This is a genomic window from Aeromonas sp. PS2Canimalfood6, assembly GCF_048276795.1.
GTDB classification, from domain to species: Bacteria; Pseudomonadota; Gammaproteobacteria; order Enterobacterales; family Aeromonadaceae; genus Aeromonas; species Aeromonas caviae.
This window is the reverse complement of sequence record NZ_JBLUXC010000010.1, coordinates 1-19,444: the sequence shown is the minus strand read 5'-3', so window position 1 is coordinate 19,444 and position 19,444 is coordinate 1. Positions and strand designations below refer to the sequence as shown.

The following is a 19,444-nucleotide window of genomic DNA, read 5'->3' as shown; positions in this document are numbered from 1 at the left end:
GGCCGAAATTTGCTGCGGGATTATAAAAAAGTCTGCCGAGATAAGCGAATCGGATGCGGAATGGGCGGTCATTGACGCAGGTTGTTACATAAAACTGTCGCGTACTTGGGGGGGAAACCCGCTCAATAGTTGTTCCTCGCTGTTGCTTAGACCTAGACTAGCCCATAAAATTCGCTCTTCATTTATACCGGATGGACAATTGTTTGAACGATGACCTGATCACCATCTCCGACCTGACCTTCAGTCACGGGGATCGGCTGCTGTACGACAGGATCAACCTGACCATTCCCCGTGGCAAGGTCACCGCCGTCATGGGTCCGAGCGGGATCGGCAAGACCACCTTGCTGCGCCTGATCGGGGGCCAGCTCAAGCCTGAGTCCGGTCAGATCCTGTTTGACGGGGAAGACGTTCCCACTCTCTCCCGTTCACGCCTGTATGAAGTGCGTAAACGGATGAGCATGCTGTTCCAGAGTGGCGCATTGTTCACCGGCATGACCGTCTTCGACAACGTGGCCTTCCCGCTGCGGGAGCACTCCGGCCTGCCGGAAGAGCTGATCCGCACCATCGTCATGATGAAACTGCAGGCTGTCGGTCTGCGCGGGGCGGCCAAGCTGATGCCGTCCGAGCTCTCCGGTGGCATGGCGCGTCGCGCGGCCCTGGCGAGATCCATCGCGCTGGATCCGGATCTCATCATGTATGACGAGCCCTTCGTGGGGCAGGACCCCATCACCATGGCGGTGCTGGTGAAGCTCATCAAGGAGCTCAACGATGCCCTCGGCATCACCTCCGTCATCGTCACCCACGACGTGAAGGAGGTGCTGAGCATCGCCGACTACGCCTACATCATCGCCAACCGCAAGGTAGTGGCACACGGCACACCGGAGCAGCTGCGCGAGGAGCACAATCCCGAAGTCGAGCAGTTCCTCAAGGGATTGCCCGACGGTCCTGTTCCGTTTCATTTTCCGGCAGGCGACCTGCTACAGGATCTGTGATGTTGACAAGTCAGATAAGCAAGCTGGGCCGCAGCGGTGTGCGTTTCATCAACGCCGTCGGCCGGGCAACCATCATGCTGTTTCATGCACTGGCAGGACGACCCCAGCCACGCAAGCACTTCCCGCTGCTGGTGCAGCAACTGTATGTGGTGGGAGTGCAATCCGTCGCCATCATACTGGTGTCAGGCCTCTTCATCGGCATGGTGCTCTCCCTGCAGGGTTACAACGTATTGAAGGATTTCGGCGCAGAGCAGAGCCTGGGGCCTCTGGTTTCCCTCTCCCTGCTCCGTGAGCTGGGTCCTGTGGTCACCGCCCTGCTGTTCGCCGGTCGTGCGGGCTCCGCCCTCACCGCCGAGATCGGCCTGATGAAGGCCACCGAGCAGCTCTCCAGCCTGGAGATGATGGCGGTCGATCCGCTGCGCCGGGTCGTGGCGCCCCGCTTCTGGGCCGGGGTCATCAGCATGCCGCTGCTGGCCTTCATGTTCAGCCTGATCGGCATCTTTGGCGGCAAGCTGGTTGGTGTCGACTGGCTGGGGGTGGACGAAGGCAGTTTCTGGTCCGCCATGCAGGCCTCCGTCGACTGGCAGGACGACATCATGCAGGGCGCCATCAAGAGCCTGATCTTCGCCCTGGTGGTGACCTGGATAGCGCTCTTCAACGGCTATGATGCCAAACCGACCTCGGCCGGGATCAGTCAGGCGACGACCCGTACCGTGGTTCACTCATCCCTGGCCGTGCTCGGTCTGGATTTTATACTCACCGCAGTCATGTTTGGATAAGGGAAAGATGAAGTTCAGCAAAGTAGAATTTCTGGTTGGCGCCTTCATGCTGGCTGGCATCGCGGCCATTCTGGCATTGGCACTGCAAGTGGCGGGATTGAGTTTCAAACCGGAAGGAGAAACCTATACCCTGCGCGCCCATTTCGATAATATCGGCGGCCTGAAAGTGCGCTCGCCGGTCAAGGTCGGCGGCGTCGTCGTCGGTCGTGTCAGCGACATCACCCTGGATCCCAAGAGCCAGGTCCCCATCGTTTCCCTGCAGATGCAGAAGAGTGCCGGCGAGTTCTCCGAGACCAGCACCCTCTCCATCCTGACCTCTGGCCTGCTCGGTGAGCAGTACATCGGTTTGGCACCGGGGTTCAGCGATGAGGAGATGGGCACCAGCATGCTCAAGGATGGCGACATGATCGAAGACACCAAGTCCGCCATCGTGCTGGAAGATCTGATTGGCAAGTTCCTCTACAGCCAGTCCTCCCCGGCCAACACACCCGCAACCAAGGAGTAACCATGTTCAAGAAGATCGCCCTGATGCTGGGTCTGATGACCAGCATGCTGTTCTCCCTCGTCGCCCGTGCGGATGTCAATACTTCGGACCCCTATGCCCTCGTGGATCAGGCCGCCCAGCAGACCTTTGCCCGCCTGAAGGCCGATCAGGCCCAGGTGAAGAGCAACCCCGATCACCTGCGCGTCATCATCCGCGAGGAGCTGCTGCCCTACGTGGACAACCGCTTCGCCGCCTACAAGGTGCTCGGCAACCAGATCAAACAGACGACCCCTGCCCAGCGTGACGCCTTTGTGGACGTCTTCACCGAGTACATGGTGAGCTCCTACGCGGACGCCCTGGCACACTTCGACAAGCAGACCGTCAAGGTCCAGCCTGGCAAAGCCGCCGAGAGCAACATCACCGCCGTCAACGTCAGCGTGAAAGAGGCCGGCAAGCCGGACATCTTCCTCGAGTTCAAGCTGCGCAAGAACAACAAGACCGGCGAGTGGAAAGCCTTCGACATGGTTGCCGAAGGGATCAGCCTGCTCTCTGCCAAGCAGAACGAGCTGGGTGGCCTCATCCGCCAGAACGGCATCGATGCGGTGATCGCCCAGCTGCGTGAACACAACGCCAAGCCGCTGGTGATCAAGTCATGATCCTGAGCGGTGACTTGCAGGCCCCGCAGGTCAACGATCTGTGGCAACGCCGCGCCGACTGGTGGCAGGACGACCGGCTCGAACTCGATGCCGTCACTACCCTGGATTCCGCCGGCCTTGCCCTGCTGGTCAAGTGGGCCAAGGCGGCACTGGCACGGGGTGCCACTCCGACACTGGTGGGTGCCTCCAACGATTTCCATACGCTGGCCAACCTTTACGGGGTGGCCAGCCTCTTTCATTCAACCCCGCTCACAACTGAGGACTCATAATGCAAGTCTCTGAAATTGAAGCGATACTCCTCGAGGCTTTGCCATTGTCCGAAGTCCATGTCAAAGGGGACGGCAGTCACTACCAAGTGATCGCCGTCGGCGACATGTTTGACGGCATGAGCCGGGTCAAGAAACAACAGGCCATCTATGCCCCGCTGATGGACAAGATCGCCACCAACGAGATCCACGCTCTCTCCATCAAGGCCTATACCGACGCCGAGTGGAAACGCGAGCGTAAATTCCAGCTGCCCTCCTGATTTGGTAAAGAAGTAAACCATGGACAAATTCAAGATCACCGGCCCCTGCACCCTCTCCGGTGAAGTGACCATCTCCGGCGCCAAGAATGCCGCCCTGCCCATCCTGTTTGCCACCCTGCTGTGTGACGAAGAGGTTCAACTCTCCAACGTACCGCGCCTGAAAGACGTGGGTACCACCCTCAAGCTGCTGGAGATGCTGGGCGCCACCACCAAGGTCAACGGCAACGTGACCGTGCTGACCGGCGCGGTAAACAATCATGTCGCCCCCTACGAGCTGGTGAAGACCATGCGTGCCTCCATCCTGGCCCTGGGCCCGCTGGCAGCCCGCTTCGGTGCAGCAGACGTCTCCCTGCCCGGCGGCTGTGCCATCGGTGCCCGCCCGGTCAACCTGCATGTTCACGGCCTGGAGCTGATGGGCGCGAAGATCGTCATCGAAGAGGGCTACATCAAAGCCCGCGTCGACGGCCGCCTGAAAGGTGCCCACATCCTGATGGACATGGTTTCCGTGACCGGTACCGAGAACCTGATGATGGCCGCCACCCTGGCTGACGGTCGCACCGTGATCGAAAACGCCGCCCGTGAGCCCGAGGTGGTCGATCTGGCCAACTTCCTCAACGCGCTGGGCGCCAAGATCCAGGGCGCCGGCACCGATACCCTGACCATCGACGGCGTAGAACGTCTGCACGGTGGCAGCTACAGCGTGCAGCCCGATCGCATCGAGACCGGCACCTTCCTGGTGGGCGCCGCCGTGACCGGTGGCAAGATCACCTGCCGCAACACCGACCCCAGCCTGCTGGAAGCCGTACTGGTCAAACTGGAAGAGGCTGGCGCCCTGATTGAAAAGGGTGACGACTGGCTCACCCTCGACATGACAGGTCGTACCCTGAAACCTGTCACCATCAAGACCGCCCCCTACCCGGCGTTCCCGACCGACATGCAGGCACAGTTCACCGTGCTGAACGCGGTCGCCCAGGGCACCGGCATGGTCACCGAGACCATCTTCGAGAACCGCTTCATGCACGTGCCCGAGCTGGTACGGATGGGTGCCGACATCGAACTGCAGGGCAATGTGGCCATCTGCCGCGACACCCAGCAGCTCAAGGGTGCCCAGGTGATGGCGACCGATCTGCGCGCCTCCGCCAGCCTGGTGCTGGCCGGCTTCGTGGCCGAAGGGGCCACCATCGTCGATCGCATCTATCACATCGACCGTGGCTACGAAAACATCGAGCACAAGCTGCAAGGCCTGGGTGGTCGCATCGAGCGCATCAAGGAATAAGCTGGCTTCACCATGAGCCGACGATAAAAAAGGCCCCCTCGCCAGGCGAGGGGGCCTTTTTCATGACTCCGAATGGCGGCACCCCCTTCTCCCCTTGCGGGAGAAGGGGCGGGGATGAGGAGGACAAGCAGACACCCTTTCCCCGAGGGAGAGGGTCAAGGGCTCAGGCGGTCAGCCGCTCCAGCTCGCCGATAAGCCAGATGGCCTCCTGGCGATGGGAGCCGCACACGTCCGCCATGGGGCGAAAGCCGCCGCACACCGCCGGGCGCTCCGGCTGACCGAAGATCTTGCACCCCAGGTGCGCATCGAGCTGCACACAGGGCACACCGGCGGGCTTGCCATCCGGCATGCCGGGAATGGCACTGCTGATGCTGGGGGCGATGCAGCAGGCACCGCATCCCTGACGACATTCCATGTGATTTTTCCTCTGTGGGGCACCGCAGTGTAGCAAGGAGTCCGGTTTCTCCTAAGCCTTATCCCTGCCCGGGCATCCTGGCGCCCTGCAGAGCGCAAAAAGCCCGGCAGTGCCGGGCTTTTTGCTGCGGGAGTCAGCACATCACAGGATGATGTCGCGTACCACGCTGTCCTTGCGATCCAGGAAGTGGATCGACTTGATACGACGGCATGAGAGTACGTGACTTGCCGCCACCGCCATCCTCCTGCTTACAGGATGATGTCGCGTACCACGCTGTCTTTGCGATCCAGGAAGTGGATCGGCTTGATACGACGGCATGAGAGTACGTGACTTGCCGCCACCGCCATCCTCCTGCTTACAGGATGATGTCCCGTACCACGCTGTCTTTGCGATCCAGGAAGTGGATCGACTTGATACGACGGATGGTGCGCGATTTGCCGCGGATCAGCAGGGTCTCGGTGGTTGCCATGACGCCGTCGCTGGTGATCCCTTCCAGCAGATCACCCTTGGTGATGCCAGTGGCCGAGAAGATGACGTTGTCATTCTTGGCCAGATCTTCGAGCTTGAGCACCTTGCTCACGTCGATGCCCAGCTCCTCGCAGCGCGCGATCTCCTGTTCACCCAGGGCGCGAACCTCGGGGCTGTCACCCTTGACCTGGTGGCGGGGGATCAGGCGAGCCTGCATGTCGCCGTCCAGGGCACGGATCACCGCCGCCGAGATCACCCCTTCCGGCGCGCCACCGATGCCGTAGAGCATGTCCACTTCGCTGTCCGGCAGACAGGTGAGGATGGAAGCGGCCACGTCGCCGTCGGGAATGGCGAACACCCGCACTCCCAGACCCTGCATCTCCTTGATCGCCTTGTCATGACGCGGCTTGGCCAGGGTGATGACGGTCAGACGGGAGAGGGGCTTGCCGAGCGCCTTGGCCACGGCCTTGAGGTTCAGCTCCAGGGCCTGATCGAGATCGATGGCGCCTCTCGCCTTGGGGCCCACGATCAGCTTTTCCATGTACATGTCGGGGGCCTTGAGGAAGGATCCCTTGTCGCCCACCGCCAGCACGGCCAGGGCATTGGCCTGACCCATGGCGGTCATGCGGGTCCCTTCGATGGGGTCGACCGCGATGTCCACGGCGTCGCCCTGACCCGTGCCCACCTTCTCGCCGATGTAGAGCATGGGGGCTTCGTCGATCTCCCCTTCGCCGATCACAATCTCGCCATCGATCTGGATCTGATTGAGGATGTGACGCATGGCCGCCACGGCCGCGCCATCGGCGATATTCTTGTCACCACGTCCGAGCCACTTGTAGCCAGCCAGTGCAGCCGCTTCCGTCACTCGGGAAAATTCGATTGCCAGTTCACGTCTCATCGCATATCCAACCTTAGGAGCTCGAAAACGGGCGGCATTCTACCACAAGGGCAAACCTTTGCGCGTAAAAGTGGCGACCAGCCACATAAATCCCGGTTTTCATCCCGCTGACATGGAACCGACACGGTTTGTTCATTGCACGGTCACCCGACTGTCATCTGTCACTTCTAGCATGGCCCCGTCTTTTAAAACAAAAGCTTGCAACACAAGGGATCATGATGAAAAAGCTGACAGTAGTAGCATTGGCTCTTACCGCCGCCTTCCAGGCTCAAGCCGTCGAAGTGTACAAAAACGAGAGCACCCTGCTCGACCTCTACGGCCGCATCTACGCCGGCCAGTTCTTCGGCGAGAAGAAAGAGCTGGACGCCAACGGTGACATCAAGAACGAATACAGCGACAAGCAGGGGGCCAACCAGTTTGTCCGTCTGGGCGCCAAGGTAGAGAGCGAGATCAACCCGGGTCTCAAGGCGCTGGCCCAGTACGAACTGCAGATGTACATCAACGACAGCGAGAAGACCGTCAGCGAGAACTCCGACAACCTGCGTACCCGTCTGGCGTTCGCCGGTGTCGGCGCCAACTGGGGGACCGTCACCTTCGGTCGCCAGAAGGGGGCTCCTGGCTTCCTGGCGGACTGGACTGATGTCTCTCTCTCCGACGGTTACGGCAACGAGGCACTGGGCGCCAAGACCGACACCTTCGCCACCAACCGCGCCGGCTCCGTGCTGAAGTACTCCGGCCTGTTCAACGGTTTCCAGGTTGATACCAGCTACAAGTTCGATGGCGGTGACACCGAAGAGACCTCCAGCAAGGACAGCGATGCCGCCTACGGTGCCGCCGTGGCCTACACCTTCCCGTTCAACCTCTCCCTGGGGACCGCCTACAACGTGGGCATCCGCGACAAGAGCGGTGAAGAGGATGCCAAGCTGTGGCTGCTCTCCGCCAAGTACGACAACAAGGCCCTCTACGCCGCCCTGAGCTATGCCGACGGCAGCGACTTCCTGGCCACTGGCAAGGATCACACCGGCTGGGAAGGGGCGCTGGGTTACAACTTCGAGAGCGGCTTCGGCCTGATGGCCCTGTGGAACAAGCAGAAGGTGGAGCAGGCTGGCAAGTCTGACTACGACTCCATCGACTACTACACCCTGGGTGCCCAGTACAAGTTCAACAAGAACCTGCGCGTCATCGGCGAGTACCGCATCAACAACCTCGACAGCCATGACAGCGGCAAGCTCAACACCAAGGATGACTTCCAGCTGGCGGCCCGCTACGACTTCTAAGTCGGCAACCACCTGACGACACGGCGCGCAGAGCACTCTGCGCGCCGTTTTTCATTTGGGAAGATCGCGTTGTCACTGAGGCTCAGAGCTTCTTCTGCCAGAACATGGCCCGGCCCACCTCGGGATCGAGCTCATAACCCGCAAAGCCGCTGGCACGATAGGCAGCCTGGGCCACCTTGTTCCCCTCCAGCACCTCCAGGGTCAGCTTGCAGCAACCGAGCTCCCGGGCGAGCCGTTCCGCCTCCGCCAACAGCTGCTTGCCGATGCCCTGGCCGCGATGGGCAGGGTGCACCGCCACGTCGTGGATATTGAGCAGCGGCTGACAGGCGAAGGTCGAGAAGCCCTCGAAGCAGGTGGCAACGCCAGCGGGCTCCCCATCGACCCAGGCCAGCAGCACATGGGCACCGGGTCGCGCGGCCAGGGCGTCGGCCAGATTCGCCTTCACCTCGTCCGCCAGCGCACTGCCGCCCCCCATCTGGTCCCTGGCGTATTCGTCCAGCATCGCGATCAGCGCCTCGCCGTGGCGAGGGTTGTGCAGATCCGCCCTGATGATCTCGACCATGTTTCTCTCCCTGTGTGTTCCGGATGGTACGCCAAGGCGCGAGGCCACCATGGTAGCGTCCCCTCCGAACCGAACCAAGGCTCCCCCGGCCTTTTCCCCGAGGTTCCGACCCCTCAGTGCCTGCCCGCCAATGATCTCTTTTTCTTGCATCTTCTCCTTGCAAGGCAAATGAAAATCAATATCATTAGCAACCTCTCGCGATGAGAGAAATCAATAATTACAAATAAATCAACAAGTTCAGGCCGATTGGTCGACAAAGAGTCACACCCAGATGAACCATTCCAACCCCCCGCGCGCCTTGCTGGGCGTCGCCTTGCTGGCGGTTTGCACCAGCCCCCGTGCCGAAGACGAAACTCTGACCGTGGTCGGCAAACGCAGCCAGCATGAAGAGGTCGCCACCGCGACCCGCACCGCCACCCCGGCCAAGCTGGTGCCCCAGAGCATCGAGAGCGTCAAGGCAAGCGAGCTGACCGCCTTCGGCCAGCCCACCCTGAGTGAAGCCCTGACCGGCATCCCCGGCGTCAACGCCAGCGGCGACACCCGCTTTGACGGCGTCACCATCCGCGGTTTCAGCGCCAGCAACGACTTCTACCTCGACGGCCTGCGCGACGACATGCAATACACCCGCGACCTTGGCAATATCGAACGGGTCGAAGTGCTCAAGGGCCCCGCCGCCGTGCTCTACGGCCGTGGCAGCACGGGCGGCATCGTCAACCGGGTCAGCAAGGTTCCCCAGAAGGGGCAGGCCTCCAGCGTCAGCGCCCAGGTCGGCAGCTTCGACAGCCGACGCTTCGCCGCCGATCTCAACGGCGAGGCAGGAGAGCGGGTACAGGTGCGCCTGAACCTGGCCCAGGAGGACAAGGAGAGCTTTCGCGACGACGTGACCAGCAAGCGCACCCTGCTGGCCCCCTCCGTCAACTGGGAGATCACCGACACCCTGAACTGGCTGGTGCAATACGAGCGCAACGAGCACGATCGCACCCCGGATCGCGGCATTCCCGGCGTCGATGGTCGCCCGGCGGATGTCCCCATCGAGAGCGTCTACAGCGACACCCGCCGCGACTTCATCGACGATGTGGCCCAGTCCACCCGCTCCCGCTTCACCTGGGACATCAACGATCAGTGGCAACTGCGCCAGCAGCTCGGCTACACCACCCTCGACAGCCAGTTCGACAATACCTATGTCACCAGCGTCAAGGGTGACAAGGTGACCCGCGCCCGCTGGCAGCAGGATCTCAAGGCCAGCAGCCTCACCAGCAACACCGAGGCGGAAGGCCAGCTGCAAACCGGCCCCATCGCCCATCGTCTGCTGGTGGGCCTGGAGCAAGGCTGGCAGGATCGCACCCCCAAGCTCTACCAGAACGCCAGCCCGATCCCGGCAGGCAACCTCTATGATCCGGGCTCCCTGCCCACCTACGACGGCGCCATGAAACTCTCCAGCGACGCCCATCACAGGGTGCGCGGTGTCGGCCTCTATGTGCAGGATCAACTCAGCCTGGGCGACTGGCACCTGCTGGCGGGACTGCGCCGCGACGACTTCACCGTCACCAGCCGCCGCAACGACCTCGACAAGGAAGAGACCCTCTCGGTCACCAGCCTGAGTCCGCGCCTGGGCCTGGTGTGGAACCCCATCGAGGAGCATGCCTTCTACACCTCCTACAGCAAGACCTTCACCCCGGTGGGCGGTGAGCTTATCGGCATCACCCCGGGGGACAAGAACAACAACCTGGATCCCCAGCACACCCGGCTCTATGAAGGGGGCGTGAAGAGCGACTGGCTGAACGGCCGCCTCGCCACCACCCTCTCCCTCTACCGGCTGGAGATGTACAACAAGCGCAGCAAGGATCCGCTGGATCCCACTAAGGTGATCCTCACCGGTCTGCAGCGCACCGACGGCATCGAGCTGAGCGCCCGTGCCCAGCTGACCGACGAGATCTATCTGCGCGGCGGCGTCGCCATCCAGGATGCCGAGCAGGTCAAGGCAGACGCGGACCTGCAAGGCAAGCGACCGATGAACGTCTCCCGCCAGAACGGCCAGCTGTTCGCCGGCTACCAGAGCGGCAAGCAGGGCTGGTTCGGCGAGACCGGGGTGACGGCGGTGGGGGATCGCTTCGCCGACAACGCCAACACCACCACCTTGCCCGGTTACGCCCGCTTCGACGCCCGTGCCGGCTACCGCTGGCCCCAGTGGGAAGCCCAGCTGAGCGTGGAGAACCTGACCGATCACGACTACTTCGTCAGCGCCACCAGCGCGGCCCAGATCATGCCGGGCACGCCCCGTCAGCTGCACCTGACCGCCGCCTACCGCTTCTGATCCTCCCTGTTTACCGACCCCTCTGGCCAGCGTTCGCTGGCCAGATTGTTATGAAGCACCGAACGATGACACGCAGAAAACTCCCCCTGCACAACAACAAGTGGGTGCGCCGCATCCACGCCTGGGCCGGCTTTGCCACCCTCACCCTGATGCTGCTCTACGGCCTCACCGGCCTCTGGCTGCAACACAGGGCCGTGCTGCCCCTGCCCGGTCCCCACACCGCCAAATCGAGCGAAGAGATAGTACTGAGCACGCCGCTGGCCAGCCCGGATGAACTGAAAGCCCTGCTGCAACAGCGTTATGCAGACATGTTCGAGGAGGGGCGACCCCAGATCACCCCGCCCCAGACCCTGCCCACACCATCCGGCTCTCTCACCCTGCCGGCCCGCTGGGAGCTGCGCGGCGTCACCCTCAGCCAGAGCGTGGCCGCCAGCTATGTGGAAGGCACTCTGCTGGTGCGCACCGAGCTGCAGCAGGCCAACTTCGCTGCCAGCCTCAACCGGCTACACCGTGGCATGGGCACCGGCCTGCCCTGGCAACTGGTGGGAGATCTGGCGGCCCTGGCCATGCTGCTGCTGGCCCTCACCAGCCTGCTGATGTGGAACAAGCTGCACGGCCCCGCCGGTCGCGGCATCGCCCTGCTGCTGCTGGGCGCCCTGGTCACCGTGCTGGTGGCCCTGCTCTAGCCCTTTTACCGACACCAAAACGGGATCCTGCTCCCGGCGGCGGTAACCTTGCCCGCACCTCGGGTAACAAAGGGTAACCGGCCGCCGATGGGGGTCACAGTTGGCGACCAGGCGGCTGGATAGGGAGCACCTGCGGCTGATAGGGTGCGCCCAGCTCCCGAACGCCACGAGGAATCATGCGCATCTCCAGCATCGAATGCGGGCGAGTGGTGGCCATCCTGGCCGTGATGACCATCCATCTCTCCCCTTTCAGCAACCCCTTCGACCCCGCCCTGTGGGACGGCACGCCCTACCCTCTGGTCGGGGCCGTCATCAACCAGCTCTGCCGCTTCGCGGTGCCGCTGTTCTTCCTGTGCGCCGGTTACTTCTTGCAACCCGCCCTCGCCGCGGGCCACCCGCTGACCGTCGCACTGCGCTACTGCCGACCCCTGCTGGGGCTCTGGCTGGCGTGGAGCCTGCTCTACGTGCTGATACCGTTCAACCCGCTCGCGGCGGTGAGCGAGGGCTACCTGCACGCCATGGCGGGCCAGTGGCAGATGCAGCTCGGGGATCCGCTCAACGTCTGGTGGGTGGGCGGCATGATCCACCTCTGGTTCCTGCCCGCCCTGATGGTGGCGGTGCTGATCCTGGGGCTCTGCCAGCAGGTCCGCCTGCCGAGGCTGGCCCTGCTGCTGGGGGCCCTGCTCTACGCCCTGGCCCTGATCGGTGGCTCCTATGGTCCGCTGCTGCCGGGGGGCGAGTGGGCCCTGCTGACCCGCAACGGCCCCTTCTTCTCCCTGCTGTTCGTGGCTCTCGGCGCCGAGCTGCGCCTGCGTGCCTGGCAGCCGGACGCCAGGCGCTGCGCCCTGATGATGATGGCGGGGATGGGGCTTTATGCCCTGGAGGCCGCAGGGCTGCTGCGCGTTGCCGCCGTCCCCCTCGCTCGTCATGATTTCCTGCTGGGTTCGCTCCCCTGGGCGCTGGGGCTGTTCGGCCTGCTGCTGGCCAACCCCGCATGGGGCAAAGGCAGCTGGCTGGAGCGCCAGGCCCCCAAGGTGCTCGGCCTCTACTGTCTGCACATGATGCTGGTGGTGTGGCTGATGATCTTCGGCCCCCAGGGCAAACAGGTGTGGTGGGAACTCCTCAAGGTACCCGCGCTGCTGGCGCTCACTCTGCTCGGCTACCGACTGCTGGCGGCCACCGCCCTCAGCCGCTGGTTGCTGCGGGCTCGCTAGAAACAGGACCCTGACCAGCCAGCAGATCAACGTGGTTCAGCGCAAAATCGTGCATCTGCTGGAGCAGGGGGATCAGGGCGACGCCAAGGGGGCTCAGACAGTACTCCACCCTGGGCGGTACGTCGGGGTAGAGGGTGCGGATGATGACACCGTCGCTCTCCAGCTCCTTGAGCTGGGCGGTGAGCACCTTCTGGCTCACCTCGGGCAGGCAGCGGCGCAGGTCGCCAAAGCGCCGGGTCTGTTCGCGCAGATGAAACAGAATGGCCGGCTTCCATTTGCCGGTCAGCAGGCTTAATACCTGATAGGCGGGACAGGGCAGTGAGGGCACGGTATGGCTCGTGAGTGGTTACTTTGCGGTAACTATGCCACGAAAATGTGCCTTCTTGCAGCCAAGATGCCGGCTTCCTATGATGCGGATTCCGTCAATCAACGCCCACGAGAGGTTTATCATGCCCAGCCTGCTGCAGATCCATTTCAACTTCCCCGTCGAGATGATGGGACCGGCCCTCACTGCTGCGGCCATGCCGCTGGCCGACTCCATCACCCGGGAGCCGGGCTTCATCTCCAAGATCTGGACCGAGAACCCGCGCACCGGCGAGGCGGGCGGCATCTATCTGTTCGAGGATGAGGGGAGCGCCCTCGCCTACGCCACCATGCACGAGCAGCGGGTGCTCGCCATGGGCGCCAGCGCGGTGCAGTACAAGGTGTTCGACGTCAACGAGCCCCTCAGCCGCGTCACGCGCGGTCTGGTGTGATCCCCTCGCCCAGCAGTAACCGGTAGCTGGTATCCTGCTGCCAGATGAAGCCCAGCCGCTCAAATAGCCGCTGGCTGGGCAGATTGTTCGGTTCGATATCCGCAAGCAGGGTGATGATGCCAAGCTGGCGGGCATAGGCGATCAGGGCGCTCAGCGCCTCCCCCATCAGACCTTGTCCCCAGTGGCTGCGGGCCAGCATGCAGCCCACCTCCGCCTGGCGCAGGCTGGCGCCGGCCGCAAAGCTGTGCAAGCCGCAGGTGCCCACCAGGCGGCCGCTGCCGCGTAACACCAGCCCCCACTCCAGCGACTCGCCGCCAGCCAGCAACCGCTCGACGCTAGCCAGCATCTGCGACACGGTGGCAAGGGAGGGAAACGGCGGCTCCCCGACGAAGCGCATCACCAGGGGATCCCCGTAGATGGCGAAGAGATCGGCAGCATCCCGCCCATCGAAGGGGCGCAGTCGCCCCCTTGGGGTCAGCAGTACGGGCAGTTCACGGGGCAGGGATGGCACGGAGTCGTATCGCCTTGTCTGGTCAAAGGAGTTCCATCATGAGGCTCAGAACCTCAGGGTCAAGCCGATATTGGCCTGCCACTGGGTGATCAGCTCCCCCCTCACCCGAAAGGCGCAGATCTCGGGGTTGCAGAGAAACTGGCTGTCGTCGTTGACCAGGGCACCATAACCGCGCACCTCGGCCCGCACAGCCAGATGTTCGGTCAGGCGCGGCTGCACCCCGAGGGCCAGGGACATGGAAGGGGCCGTCTCGCTGTCGTAGGCATCGAAGCGGGTGACCCCTATCCCGGCACCGATATAGGGGGCCATCAGGTTGTCCGAGAGAGTCAGGGCCCCGGCAAACTGCAGGGTGTCCACCGTCAGCCTGTCGGGCAGTTCGGGGGACACCCGGGTCGACTGGTGGCTGTAGAGCAGCTCCACCATGCCGGGGTCATCCACCTCCCTGCTGATGAATAGCCCCCAACTGCCGGAGCGCTCCCCTTGCAGGGTGTCTATGTCGCTCCCGTGCGGCGTGGGGGCCGGCTCGTCCATGGCCCGAAAGTCGATGGCCGAGCTGTATCCCGCAAAGGGAGTCAGCTGCCAGCCCGTCGCCGGGGGCTCGGCTGCCCAGCCCGCCAGGGGCAGCAGCAGCCCCGGCACCATCCCCATCGCTCCTCTCATGTGCTCATCCTTTGGTGAAAGACCTGCGCAAAGCATATCAGAGCGCCCGTCTCCCACACTGGACGGGGGCTGTACCAGCCCCATTGCCCCGCTCCCGATGGAAATATCTGTGCTCCCAGGGGTTATTCATCCGGGATTAACCTCGTCCCCGTAAGCTGGCGGCGCCACAGCGGTGGCATCAACAGACGAGGATCTCAGGAATGGTTGCCGCGCAACTCAACGACCCCCAAAGCACGCTCTCCGATACCCTGAGGGCCACCGCCCACGCCATCGAGGAGAGCCACATCAGCCTGCGCCAGATGCTGGCCCTGGTGGGCGAGCAGGGCATGCTGCTGTTTTGCGTGCTGCTCACGGTTCCCTTCCTGCTGCCGGTTTCCATTCCCGGCGTCAGCATCCCCTTTGGCCTGCTGATCCTCTTCATCGGCATCGGCATCACCCTCAACCGGGTGCCCTGGCTGCCCGCCTTCCTGATGGAGCGCCGCTTTGCCGCCGAGCACCTCAAGCCGACCCTGCACAAGGGGGCGGATCTGCTGGCCCGCATCGACCGCTTCATCCGCCCGCGCCTGCTCATCCTGACCGGCAGCGTGACCATCAACCGCTGCAACGGCCTGCTCATCATGCTGGCCGCCCTGCTGCTGATGCTGCCGCTGGGCGCCATTCCCTTCACCAACGCCATGCCCGCCTGGGCCATCCTGCTGCTGGCCATCGGCATGTTGCAGCGGGACGGTCTCTTCGTCGCCCTCGGCTATGCCCTGGTCGCCGCCACCCTGGTCTGGTTCAGCGCCCTGGCCATCGGCCTGCTGATGGCGGGGCAGAATATCTCGACCCTGTTCGGCTGATCTGGCCCGGCCAAATGAAAGAGGGCGACCCCGGGTCGCCCTCTTTCCTGTTCACTGCGCCCCTCAGGGCGCCCCATCATGGGCCACCCGGTTGCGCCCGCCCCGCTTGGCCCGATAGAGCCACTCGTCCGCCCGGGCCAGCACGGTGCCAAGATCCTCTCCCGGCCGGATCAGGGTGGTGCCCAGACTCACGGTCACGGGGGCGGGATCCGGCGCCATGGCCGCCACTGCGGCGCGGATCCGCTCCGCCACCTTCAGCAATATCCCCTCGTCGATCTGCGGCAGCAGGATCAAAAACTCCTCGCCACCGCTGCGCACGAAGAGATCCTCCCCCCGCAACTGGGCAGAGACGCACTCGCAGACCCGGCACAGGACCTTGTCACCGGTCTGGTGGCCGAAGCGATCGTTGATCTGCTTGAAGTGATCGAGATCCAGCATGATGAGGCCGGTGAGATGCTGCCCCTGCACCCTGTGGTGATACTGGTCGAAGAAGAAGTGGCGGTTGTAGAGGCCGGTGAGCTGATCCGTCTCCCCGAGCCGCTTGAGCCGCTGTTGCAGCTCGTGCTGGCGGGTGATGCTGCGGGTCATCCAGGTCACCGCCCGCTTCCCCTCATATAAAGAGGGCAAGGGCGCTATCTTGCCCTCGAAACGCTGCATTCCCTGGGGCCCGGCGTCGGCGTCGATGCCGTCCACCTCGGCGGGGGAGAGGTCATACTCCACCACCTGCACTTGGCCGCTGGCGAGGGCCTGAGCCACCTGCGCCATCACCCACTGCGCCTTGTCCTCGGGCAGCACGTCCAGCAGTTGTCTGCCGATCAGCGGGTTGCCGTTCTGGTAGGACTGCTGCTCCATCCCGCCGATGTACTCGATGTAGTAGCCATCTTCGCTGAGGATGAAAACGGGATCCGGCAACTGGGCCATCACTTCGTAGAGTTGTGCCACTGAGAGCGCCATCCGAGCTCCTTACTATCCATGGGAGTAGGTCCCTGTACTCCTGTTATACAAGACTCATGGAGTATCGCACAGGGGCAGAAAGCTGCCTGCCGGGCGGGAAGGATGCGGTCGGTGACGTGTTCACCGGACAAGCCTCCGGCAAAGTGAATAGTAGCAATCGGGGATGCTGTCAGAACCAGAATTGTCAGACAGTCAGGAAGGTTTTTGGCCCTCAGGCAGTGCGACATGCCAACGCATATGACGCCAGGGGAACCACAGGGGTATTCCCGCCCCCGGACAAGGGGGGCAAGGCCGGATCCCGGTCAAGAGGGATCCGGCGAGCCGGCATCAACGGGTAGCGGATCGACTGGCGTTCCAGAGCAGTTCGCCGCTCTTGAGATCCATCAGGCTCATGGCGAGCCGGTAGCGGCCCCCTTCAGAGAGGAGATCCCCGTAGAGCATGTAACCCGCCCCGGTCTGGCGACCCAGACGCACCAGGGAGGCGGGGTTCATGCCCCCCTGCTGGTATTCGAGCTGACCCGTGATGGCCGCCACCTGGCCCGGATCTGCGAAACGAAAACCGCTATTGGCCTGAATGCGCTGGATCATGGCCACCGCCAGAGGCTGGGTGCTGAAGACTTCCCCTGTGCCGTTCTGGGGCGCCATCAGCAGCAGTACCGGGCTGCTGCCCGCCAGCGCCTGCACATCGGCGGCCTTCAGGAAGTCATCGGCCAGGGCGACCGCCAGCCCCGTCGGTGCCACGGGTTTGGGAGCAGGCACCGGCTCGGCCTTGTCAGGCTCGGCCACGGGTTTCTCTGGTTTGGTCACCGGCTTGTCCGGCTCGCCGACCGGCGCAGACGTCCCCCCATAGGGATTGACCGCACAACCGCCCAGCAACAGGGCACCCACCATCAACAAGGAACGCAGCTTCATCTTTTCTCTCCGCCAGAAGTGTGCAAGGCGCACTTCGTCCATCATCCATTTTGACGGAGCCAGACTCCGCCGCCCCTCCATGCTAGAGACAAACCCGCCCCGGGTCGATGCGCACATGGGCAGGGGGCGACAGAGACTGGCGAAGCGGAGGGCACAAAAGGGTGGCAAGGCTCCACCCGATTCCGTTAGGGTAGCCAGAGCCCGGACCCCAGAGGAGCCCCCATGCACGGACCCGATCCCGCCAACCCCCACCCCATGAACGGCTTCCCCCAGGTGTGCTTTATCAAGAACACCATCAAGGGACCCAATATCGAGGTGGGTGACTACACCTATTACGACGACCCGGAGGATGCGGCGGGCTTCGAGCGCAACGTCCTCTACCACTTTCCCTTCATCGGCGACAAGCTCATCATCGGCAAGTTCTGCGCCATCGCCCGCGGGGTCAAGTTCATCATGAACGGTGCCAACCACCAGACCTCCGGCTTCTCCACCTACCCCTTCTTTATCTTCGGCAACGGCTGGGAGAGCGCCGCCCCCGCCCCTGGCAGCCTCCCCTACAAGGGGGATACCGTCATCGGCAACGATGTCTGGATAGGCTATGACGCCCTGATCATGCCGGGGGTCAAAGTCGGCAACGGCGCCATCATCGCCGCCCGCTCCGTGGTCACCGGCGATGTGCCCGCCTACGCCGTGGTCGGCGGCAACCCCGCCAAGGTGATCCGCTATCGCTTTGACGACGACACCATCGCCCGTTTGGGCGCCCTCGCCTGGTGGAACTGGCCGGTGGAGCAGATCAGCCGCAACCTGCCGCTTATCAGCGGCGGCGAGATAGCCGCGCTGGAAGCGGCAACCCCATAGAGACAATCACCATCAAGCAGGAAGCACTATGCAACTCACCCCACCCCAACCGCCTCAGGACGATGAGATCGAAGCGCTGCGCATTGGCCTCTCGGGCTACAACAAGGATCACGCCGGCACCCATCTGCGCGAGCGGATCGCCAGCTTTATCAAGGATGAAGAGGGCAAGGTTCACGGCGGCATCATCGCCGACATCAAGTGGGGCTGGCTGCACGTCGACTGGCTCTGGATCGACGAACGCATCCGCCGCGATGGCTGGGGCGCCCGCCTGCTCGGCGCCATGGAGCAGTACGCCCAAAGCCAGGGCATCACCAACTACCATCTGGAAACCACCAGTTTTCAGGCTCTCCCCTTCTACCAGAAGCAGGGTTACGAGGTCTTTGGCCAGCTGCCCGATATGCCGCCGGGGCATATCAGTTACTTTCTGAAAAAGCAGGATAAGTGATGACATTCCAGCGCCTTACCAATGCCAATATCGTGATCCACCCGTTCGAACCTGCCGATGCCGACGAGTTTGTCCGCGCAGCCCACGAATCCATCGAGACGGTCGGCAAATGGATGAGCTGGTGCTCACGTTCATTTACTCGGGAGAGTGCACTGGAGTGGTTTGCCAGCTGCGAGCAGGATTGTGCGGCGGGACGCGCCTTTGATATGGGCATTTTCTGCGCCACCACCGGCCAACTGCTGGGTGGCGCAGGTATCAACCAGCTGTCGCCCCATCATCGCTACGGCAATATCGGTTACTGGGTACGCCAATCCCGCCAAGGCTGCGGCATCGCCCGACAGGCGGTCGCCCTGCTCCGTGACTTTGGCTTTCAGCAGTTGGGACTATTTCGGCTGGAGATAGTGATGGGGATCGGCAACAGCGCCAGCGAAGCGGTTGCTATGGCCGCAGGGGCAACCTTTGAGTGCCGGGCAAGGAATCGTATCTTCCTACATGGCCTGCCTATTGATGCGCATATCTATGCCCTTGTTCCCGCAGGCTGATATCTGTCAGGACGTAGCCTGTAGCGCCATCTAAATTGAGGCAGCATGTAACCTGAGTCAAAAATTTACTATGGACCGGTCGCAATTACGGAGATTCCTGAATGACCGATTCATTCAAGATTTACAACAAGTCTATAAAAGTTCCCTACGGGTCTCCACAAGGGAAGGTGCGAATAAGCGGGGAAATTCTTCTCGGCTGACTCAGTCATTTCATTTCTTCATGTTTGAGCCGATTTTTTCTCCCGTAAATGCCTTGAATCAGCCTATTTAGACCGTTTCTTCGCCATTTAAGGCGTTATCCCCAGTTTTTAGTGAGATCTCTCCCACTGACGTATCATTTGGTCCGCCCGAAACAGGTTGGCCAGCGTGAATAACATCGCCAGTTGGTTATCGTTTTTCAGCAACCCCTTGTATCTGGCTT

The 19,444-nt window shown here is 62.7% G+C and carries 24 protein-coding genes and 1 pseudogene; 16 read left to right on the top strand and 9 right to left on the bottom strand.

What is annotated here, in order from left to right; genetic code table 11:
- The first annotated feature begins 191 nt into the window (after positions 1 to 191).
- From mlaF to murA, 7 genes are read left to right on the top strand one after another with little or no spacing between them, the layout of a single operon-like run.
- Positions 192 to 992 carry a phospholipid ABC transporter ATP-binding protein MlaF gene (mlaF, locus tag ACNPAA_RS06380; protein ID WP_069785529.1) on the top strand — a complete coding sequence of 267 codons (801 nt, stop codon included), beginning with the start codon at positions 192 to 194 and terminating at the stop codon, positions 990 to 992.
- Positions 992 to 1,771: a lipid asymmetry maintenance ABC transporter permease subunit MlaE gene (gene mlaE / locus ACNPAA_RS06375; RefSeq protein ID WP_010675878.1), complete on the top strand. Its 780-nt coding sequence runs from the start codon at positions 992 to 994 to the stop codon at positions 1,769 to 1,771. The genes mlaF and mlaE overlap by 1 nt, the downstream gene beginning before the upstream one ends.
- A 7-nt stretch (positions 1,772 to 1,778) precedes the next feature.
- A complete protein-coding gene (gene mlaD, locus ACNPAA_RS06370) occupies positions 1,779 to 2,276 on the top strand; it encodes an outer membrane lipid asymmetry maintenance protein MlaD (protein WP_010675879.1) in 498 nt (165 codons plus the stop codon).
- A gap of 2 nt (positions 2,277 to 2,278) precedes the next feature.
- Positions 2,279 to 2,911, top strand: a complete 633-nt coding sequence (gene mlaC, locus ACNPAA_RS06365) for a phospholipid-binding protein MlaC (RefSeq protein WP_039040470.1) — start codon at positions 2,279 to 2,281, stop codon at positions 2,909 to 2,911.
- Positions 2,908 to 3,180 carry an STAS domain-containing protein gene (locus ACNPAA_RS06360; protein ID WP_042015861.1) on the top strand — a complete coding sequence of 91 codons (273 nt, stop codon included), beginning with the start codon at positions 2,908 to 2,910 and terminating at the stop codon, positions 3,178 to 3,180. Before mlaC ends, ACNPAA_RS06360 begins: the two co-directional genes overlap by 4 nt.
- Positions 3,180 to 3,437 (top strand): BolA family iron metabolism protein IbaG, encoded by a 258-nt coding sequence (ibaG, locus tag ACNPAA_RS06355; RefSeq protein ID WP_010675882.1) that lies wholly within the window; start codon positions 3,180 to 3,182, stop codon positions 3,435 to 3,437. The genes ACNPAA_RS06360 and ibaG overlap by 1 nt, the downstream gene beginning before the upstream one ends.
- A gap of 19 nt (positions 3,438 to 3,456) precedes the next feature.
- Positions 3,457 to 4,713 (top strand): UDP-N-acetylglucosamine 1-carboxyvinyltransferase, encoded by a 1,257-nt coding sequence (gene murA, locus ACNPAA_RS06350; protein WP_134996883.1) that lies wholly within the window; start codon positions 3,457 to 3,459, stop codon positions 4,711 to 4,713.
- 163 nt (positions 4,714 to 4,876) lie between these two features.
- Here murA and ACNPAA_RS06345 read toward each other — a convergent pair whose 3' ends face one another.
- Positions 4,877 to 5,128, bottom strand: a complete 252-nt coding sequence (locus tag ACNPAA_RS06345) for a YkgJ family cysteine cluster protein (RefSeq protein ID WP_010675884.1) — start codon at positions 5,126 to 5,128, stop codon at positions 4,877 to 4,879.
- A gap of 355 nt (positions 5,129 to 5,483) precedes the next feature.
- On the bottom strand, positions 5,484 to 6,494 hold the full coding sequence (gene glpX / locus ACNPAA_RS06340) for a class II fructose-bisphosphatase (protein WP_039040467.1): 1,011 nt from the start codon (positions 6,492 to 6,494) through the stop codon (positions 5,484 to 5,486).
- A gap of 218 nt (positions 6,495 to 6,712) precedes the next feature.
- Between glpX and ACNPAA_RS06335 the strand changes: the two genes are divergently transcribed.
- Entirely contained in the window at positions 6,713 to 7,771 is a 1,059-nt protein-coding gene (locus tag ACNPAA_RS06335) for a porin (protein WP_029313567.1), read from the top strand.
- Between the two features lie 82 nt (positions 7,772 to 7,853).
- Here ACNPAA_RS06335 and ACNPAA_RS06330 read toward each other — a convergent pair whose 3' ends face one another.
- Complete coding sequence (locus tag ACNPAA_RS06330; RefSeq protein WP_161469867.1) at positions 7,854 to 8,333, bottom strand: GNAT family N-acetyltransferase; 480 nt, start codon at positions 8,331 to 8,333, stop codon at positions 7,854 to 7,856.
- A gap of 271 nt (positions 8,334 to 8,604) precedes the next feature.
- Here ACNPAA_RS06330 and ACNPAA_RS06325 point away from each other — a divergent pair, with 271 nt between their 5' ends.
- The 3 genes from ACNPAA_RS06325 to ACNPAA_RS06315 all read left to right on the top strand — a co-directional run bounded on the left by ACNPAA_RS06325 (position 8,605) and on the right by ACNPAA_RS06315 (position 12,547).
- Positions 8,605 to 10,647 (top strand): TonB-dependent receptor, encoded by a 2,043-nt coding sequence (locus ACNPAA_RS06325; RefSeq protein WP_161469866.1) that lies wholly within the window; start codon positions 8,605 to 8,607, stop codon positions 10,645 to 10,647.
- Positions 10,648 to 10,712: 65 nt separating this feature from the next.
- Entirely contained in the window at positions 10,713 to 11,333 is a 621-nt protein-coding gene (locus ACNPAA_RS06320; RefSeq protein WP_042015357.1) for a PepSY-associated TM helix domain-containing protein, read from the top strand.
- Between the two features lie 176 nt (positions 11,334 to 11,509).
- Positions 11,510 to 12,547, top strand: a complete 1,038-nt coding sequence (locus ACNPAA_RS06315) for an acyltransferase (RefSeq protein WP_201872990.1) — start codon at positions 11,510 to 11,512, stop codon at positions 12,545 to 12,547.
- Here ACNPAA_RS06315 and ACNPAA_RS06310 read toward each other — a convergent pair.
- A complete protein-coding gene (locus ACNPAA_RS06310; protein ID WP_201872991.1) occupies positions 12,519 to 12,875 on the bottom strand; it encodes a winged helix-turn-helix transcriptional regulator in 357 nt (118 codons plus the stop codon). The two genes, ACNPAA_RS06315 and ACNPAA_RS06310, sit on opposite strands and share 29 nt — an antisense overlap.
- A 121-nt stretch (positions 12,876 to 12,996) precedes the next feature.
- Here ACNPAA_RS06310 and ACNPAA_RS06305 point away from each other — a divergent pair, with 121 nt between their 5' ends.
- Positions 12,997 to 13,302: a monooxygenase gene (locus tag ACNPAA_RS06305; RefSeq protein WP_201872992.1), complete on the top strand. Its 306-nt coding sequence runs from the start codon at positions 12,997 to 12,999 to the stop codon at positions 13,300 to 13,302.
- Here ACNPAA_RS06305 and ACNPAA_RS06300 read toward each other — a convergent pair.
- Both ACNPAA_RS06300 and ACNPAA_RS06295 read right to left on the bottom strand, forming a co-directional pair.
- The gene (locus ACNPAA_RS06300; protein WP_043154613.1) at positions 13,283 to 13,813 is read right to left on the bottom strand and encodes a GNAT family N-acetyltransferase; all 531 of its coding nucleotides are present in this window, start codon (positions 13,811 to 13,813) and stop codon (positions 13,283 to 13,285) included. The genes ACNPAA_RS06305 and ACNPAA_RS06300 overlap by 20 nt on opposite strands.
- Positions 13,814 to 13,858: 45 nt before the next feature.
- Positions 13,859 to 14,473 (bottom strand): outer membrane beta-barrel protein, encoded by a 615-nt coding sequence (locus ACNPAA_RS06295; protein WP_042864545.1) that lies wholly within the window; start codon positions 14,471 to 14,473, stop codon positions 13,859 to 13,861.
- Between the two features lie 200 nt (positions 14,474 to 14,673).
- On the opposite strand from ACNPAA_RS06295, the gene ACNPAA_RS06290 reads away from it, so the two are divergent.
- Entirely contained in the window at positions 14,674 to 15,312 is a 639-nt protein-coding gene (locus ACNPAA_RS06290) for an exopolysaccharide biosynthesis protein (protein WP_113978253.1), read from the top strand.
- Positions 15,313 to 15,375: 63 nt separating this feature from the next.
- On the opposite strand, the gene ACNPAA_RS06285 is transcribed toward ACNPAA_RS06290, so the two are convergent.
- Complete coding sequence (locus ACNPAA_RS06285) at positions 15,376 to 16,266, bottom strand: sensor domain-containing diguanylate cyclase (protein ID WP_052814437.1); 891 nt, start codon at positions 16,264 to 16,266, stop codon at positions 15,376 to 15,378.
- Between the two features lie 327 nt (positions 16,267 to 16,593).
- Entirely contained in the window at positions 16,594 to 17,178 is a 585-nt protein-coding gene (locus ACNPAA_RS06280) for a penicillin-binding protein activator LpoB (RefSeq protein WP_113978271.1), read from the bottom strand.
- Positions 17,179 to 17,400: 222 nt separating this feature from the next.
- On the opposite strand from ACNPAA_RS06280, the gene ACNPAA_RS06275 reads away from it, so the two are divergent.
- The 3 genes from ACNPAA_RS06275 to ACNPAA_RS06265 are packed head-to-tail and all read left to right on the top strand — an operon-like array spanning position 17,401 to position 19,023.
- Complete coding sequence (locus tag ACNPAA_RS06275; protein WP_161469863.1) at positions 17,401 to 18,036, top strand: Vat family streptogramin A O-acetyltransferase; 636 nt, start codon at positions 17,401 to 17,403, stop codon at positions 18,034 to 18,036.
- Positions 18,037 to 18,064: 28 nt separating this feature from the next.
- The gene (locus ACNPAA_RS06270; protein WP_161469862.1) at positions 18,065 to 18,481 is read left to right on the top strand and encodes a GNAT family N-acetyltransferase; all 417 of its coding nucleotides are present in this window, start codon (positions 18,065 to 18,067) and stop codon (positions 18,479 to 18,481) included.
- The gene (locus ACNPAA_RS06265; RefSeq protein WP_161469861.1) at positions 18,481 to 19,023 is read left to right on the top strand and encodes a GNAT family N-acetyltransferase; all 543 of its coding nucleotides are present in this window, start codon (positions 18,481 to 18,483) and stop codon (positions 19,021 to 19,023) included. The genes ACNPAA_RS06270 and ACNPAA_RS06265 overlap by 1 nt, the downstream gene beginning before the upstream one ends.
- Before the next feature lie 308 nt (positions 19,024 to 19,331).
- On the opposite strand, the pseudogene ACNPAA_RS06260 reads toward ACNPAA_RS06265, so the two are convergent.
- A pseudogene (locus ACNPAA_RS06260) lies at positions 19,332 to 19,444 on the bottom strand (IS5/IS1182 family transposase); the annotation flags it as partial.

Coding starts and splice junctions, on each gene's coding strand:
- mlaF (WP_069785529.1), top strand. CDS start 192: ATGGACAATTGTTTGAACGATGACCTGATCACCATCTCCGACCTGACC.
- mlaE (WP_010675878.1), top strand. CDS start 992: ATGTTGACAAGTCAGATAAGCAAGCTGGGCCGCAGCGGTGTGCGTTTC.
- mlaD (WP_010675879.1), top strand. CDS start 1,779: ATGAAGTTCAGCAAAGTAGAATTTCTGGTTGGCGCCTTCATGCTGGCT.
- mlaC (WP_039040470.1), top strand. CDS start 2,279: ATGTTCAAGAAGATCGCCCTGATGCTGGGTCTGATGACCAGCATGCTG.
- ACNPAA_RS06360 (WP_042015861.1), top strand. CDS start 2,908: ATGATCCTGAGCGGTGACTTGCAGGCCCCGCAGGTCAACGATCTGTGG.
- ibaG (WP_010675882.1), top strand. CDS start 3,180: ATGCAAGTCTCTGAAATTGAAGCGATACTCCTCGAGGCTTTGCCATTG.
- murA (WP_134996883.1), top strand. CDS start 3,457: ATGGACAAATTCAAGATCACCGGCCCCTGCACCCTCTCCGGTGAAGTG.
- ACNPAA_RS06345 (WP_010675884.1), bottom strand. CDS start 5,128: ATGGAATGTCGTCAGGGATGCGGTGCCTGCTGCATCGCCCCCAGCATC.
- glpX (WP_039040467.1), bottom strand. CDS start 6,494: ATGAGACGTGAACTGGCAATCGAATTTTCCCGAGTGACGGAAGCGGCT.
- ACNPAA_RS06335 (WP_029313567.1), top strand. CDS start 6,713: ATGAAAAAGCTGACAGTAGTAGCATTGGCTCTTACCGCCGCCTTCCAG.
- ACNPAA_RS06330 (WP_161469867.1), bottom strand. CDS start 8,333: ATGGTCGAGATCATCAGGGCGGATCTGCACAACCCTCGCCACGGCGAG.
- ACNPAA_RS06325 (WP_161469866.1), top strand. CDS start 8,605: ATGAACCATTCCAACCCCCCGCGCGCCTTGCTGGGCGTCGCCTTGCTG.
- ACNPAA_RS06320 (WP_042015357.1), top strand. CDS start 10,713: ATGACACGCAGAAAACTCCCCCTGCACAACAACAAGTGGGTGCGCCGC.
- ACNPAA_RS06315 (WP_201872990.1), top strand. CDS start 11,510: ATGCGCATCTCCAGCATCGAATGCGGGCGAGTGGTGGCCATCCTGGCC.
- ACNPAA_RS06305 (WP_201872992.1), top strand. CDS start 12,997: ATGCCCAGCCTGCTGCAGATCCATTTCAACTTCCCCGTCGAGATGATG.
- ACNPAA_RS06295 (WP_042864545.1), bottom strand. CDS start 14,473: ATGAGAGGAGCGATGGGGATGGTGCCGGGGCTGCTGCTGCCCCTGGCG.
- ACNPAA_RS06290 (WP_113978253.1), top strand. CDS start 14,674: ATGGTTGCCGCGCAACTCAACGACCCCCAAAGCACGCTCTCCGATACC.
- ACNPAA_RS06285 (WP_052814437.1), bottom strand. CDS start 16,266: ATGGCGCTCTCAGTGGCACAACTCTACGAAGTGATGGCCCAGTTGCCG.
- ACNPAA_RS06280 (WP_113978271.1), bottom strand. CDS start 17,178: ATGAAGCTGCGTTCCTTGTTGATGGTGGGTGCCCTGTTGCTGGGCGGT.
- ACNPAA_RS06275 (WP_161469863.1), top strand. CDS start 17,401: ATGCACGGACCCGATCCCGCCAACCCCCACCCCATGAACGGCTTCCCC.
- ACNPAA_RS06270 (WP_161469862.1), top strand. CDS start 18,065: ATGCAACTCACCCCACCCCAACCGCCTCAGGACGATGAGATCGAAGCG.
- ACNPAA_RS06265 (WP_161469861.1), top strand. CDS start 18,481: ATGACATTCCAGCGCCTTACCAATGCCAATATCGTGATCCACCCGTTC.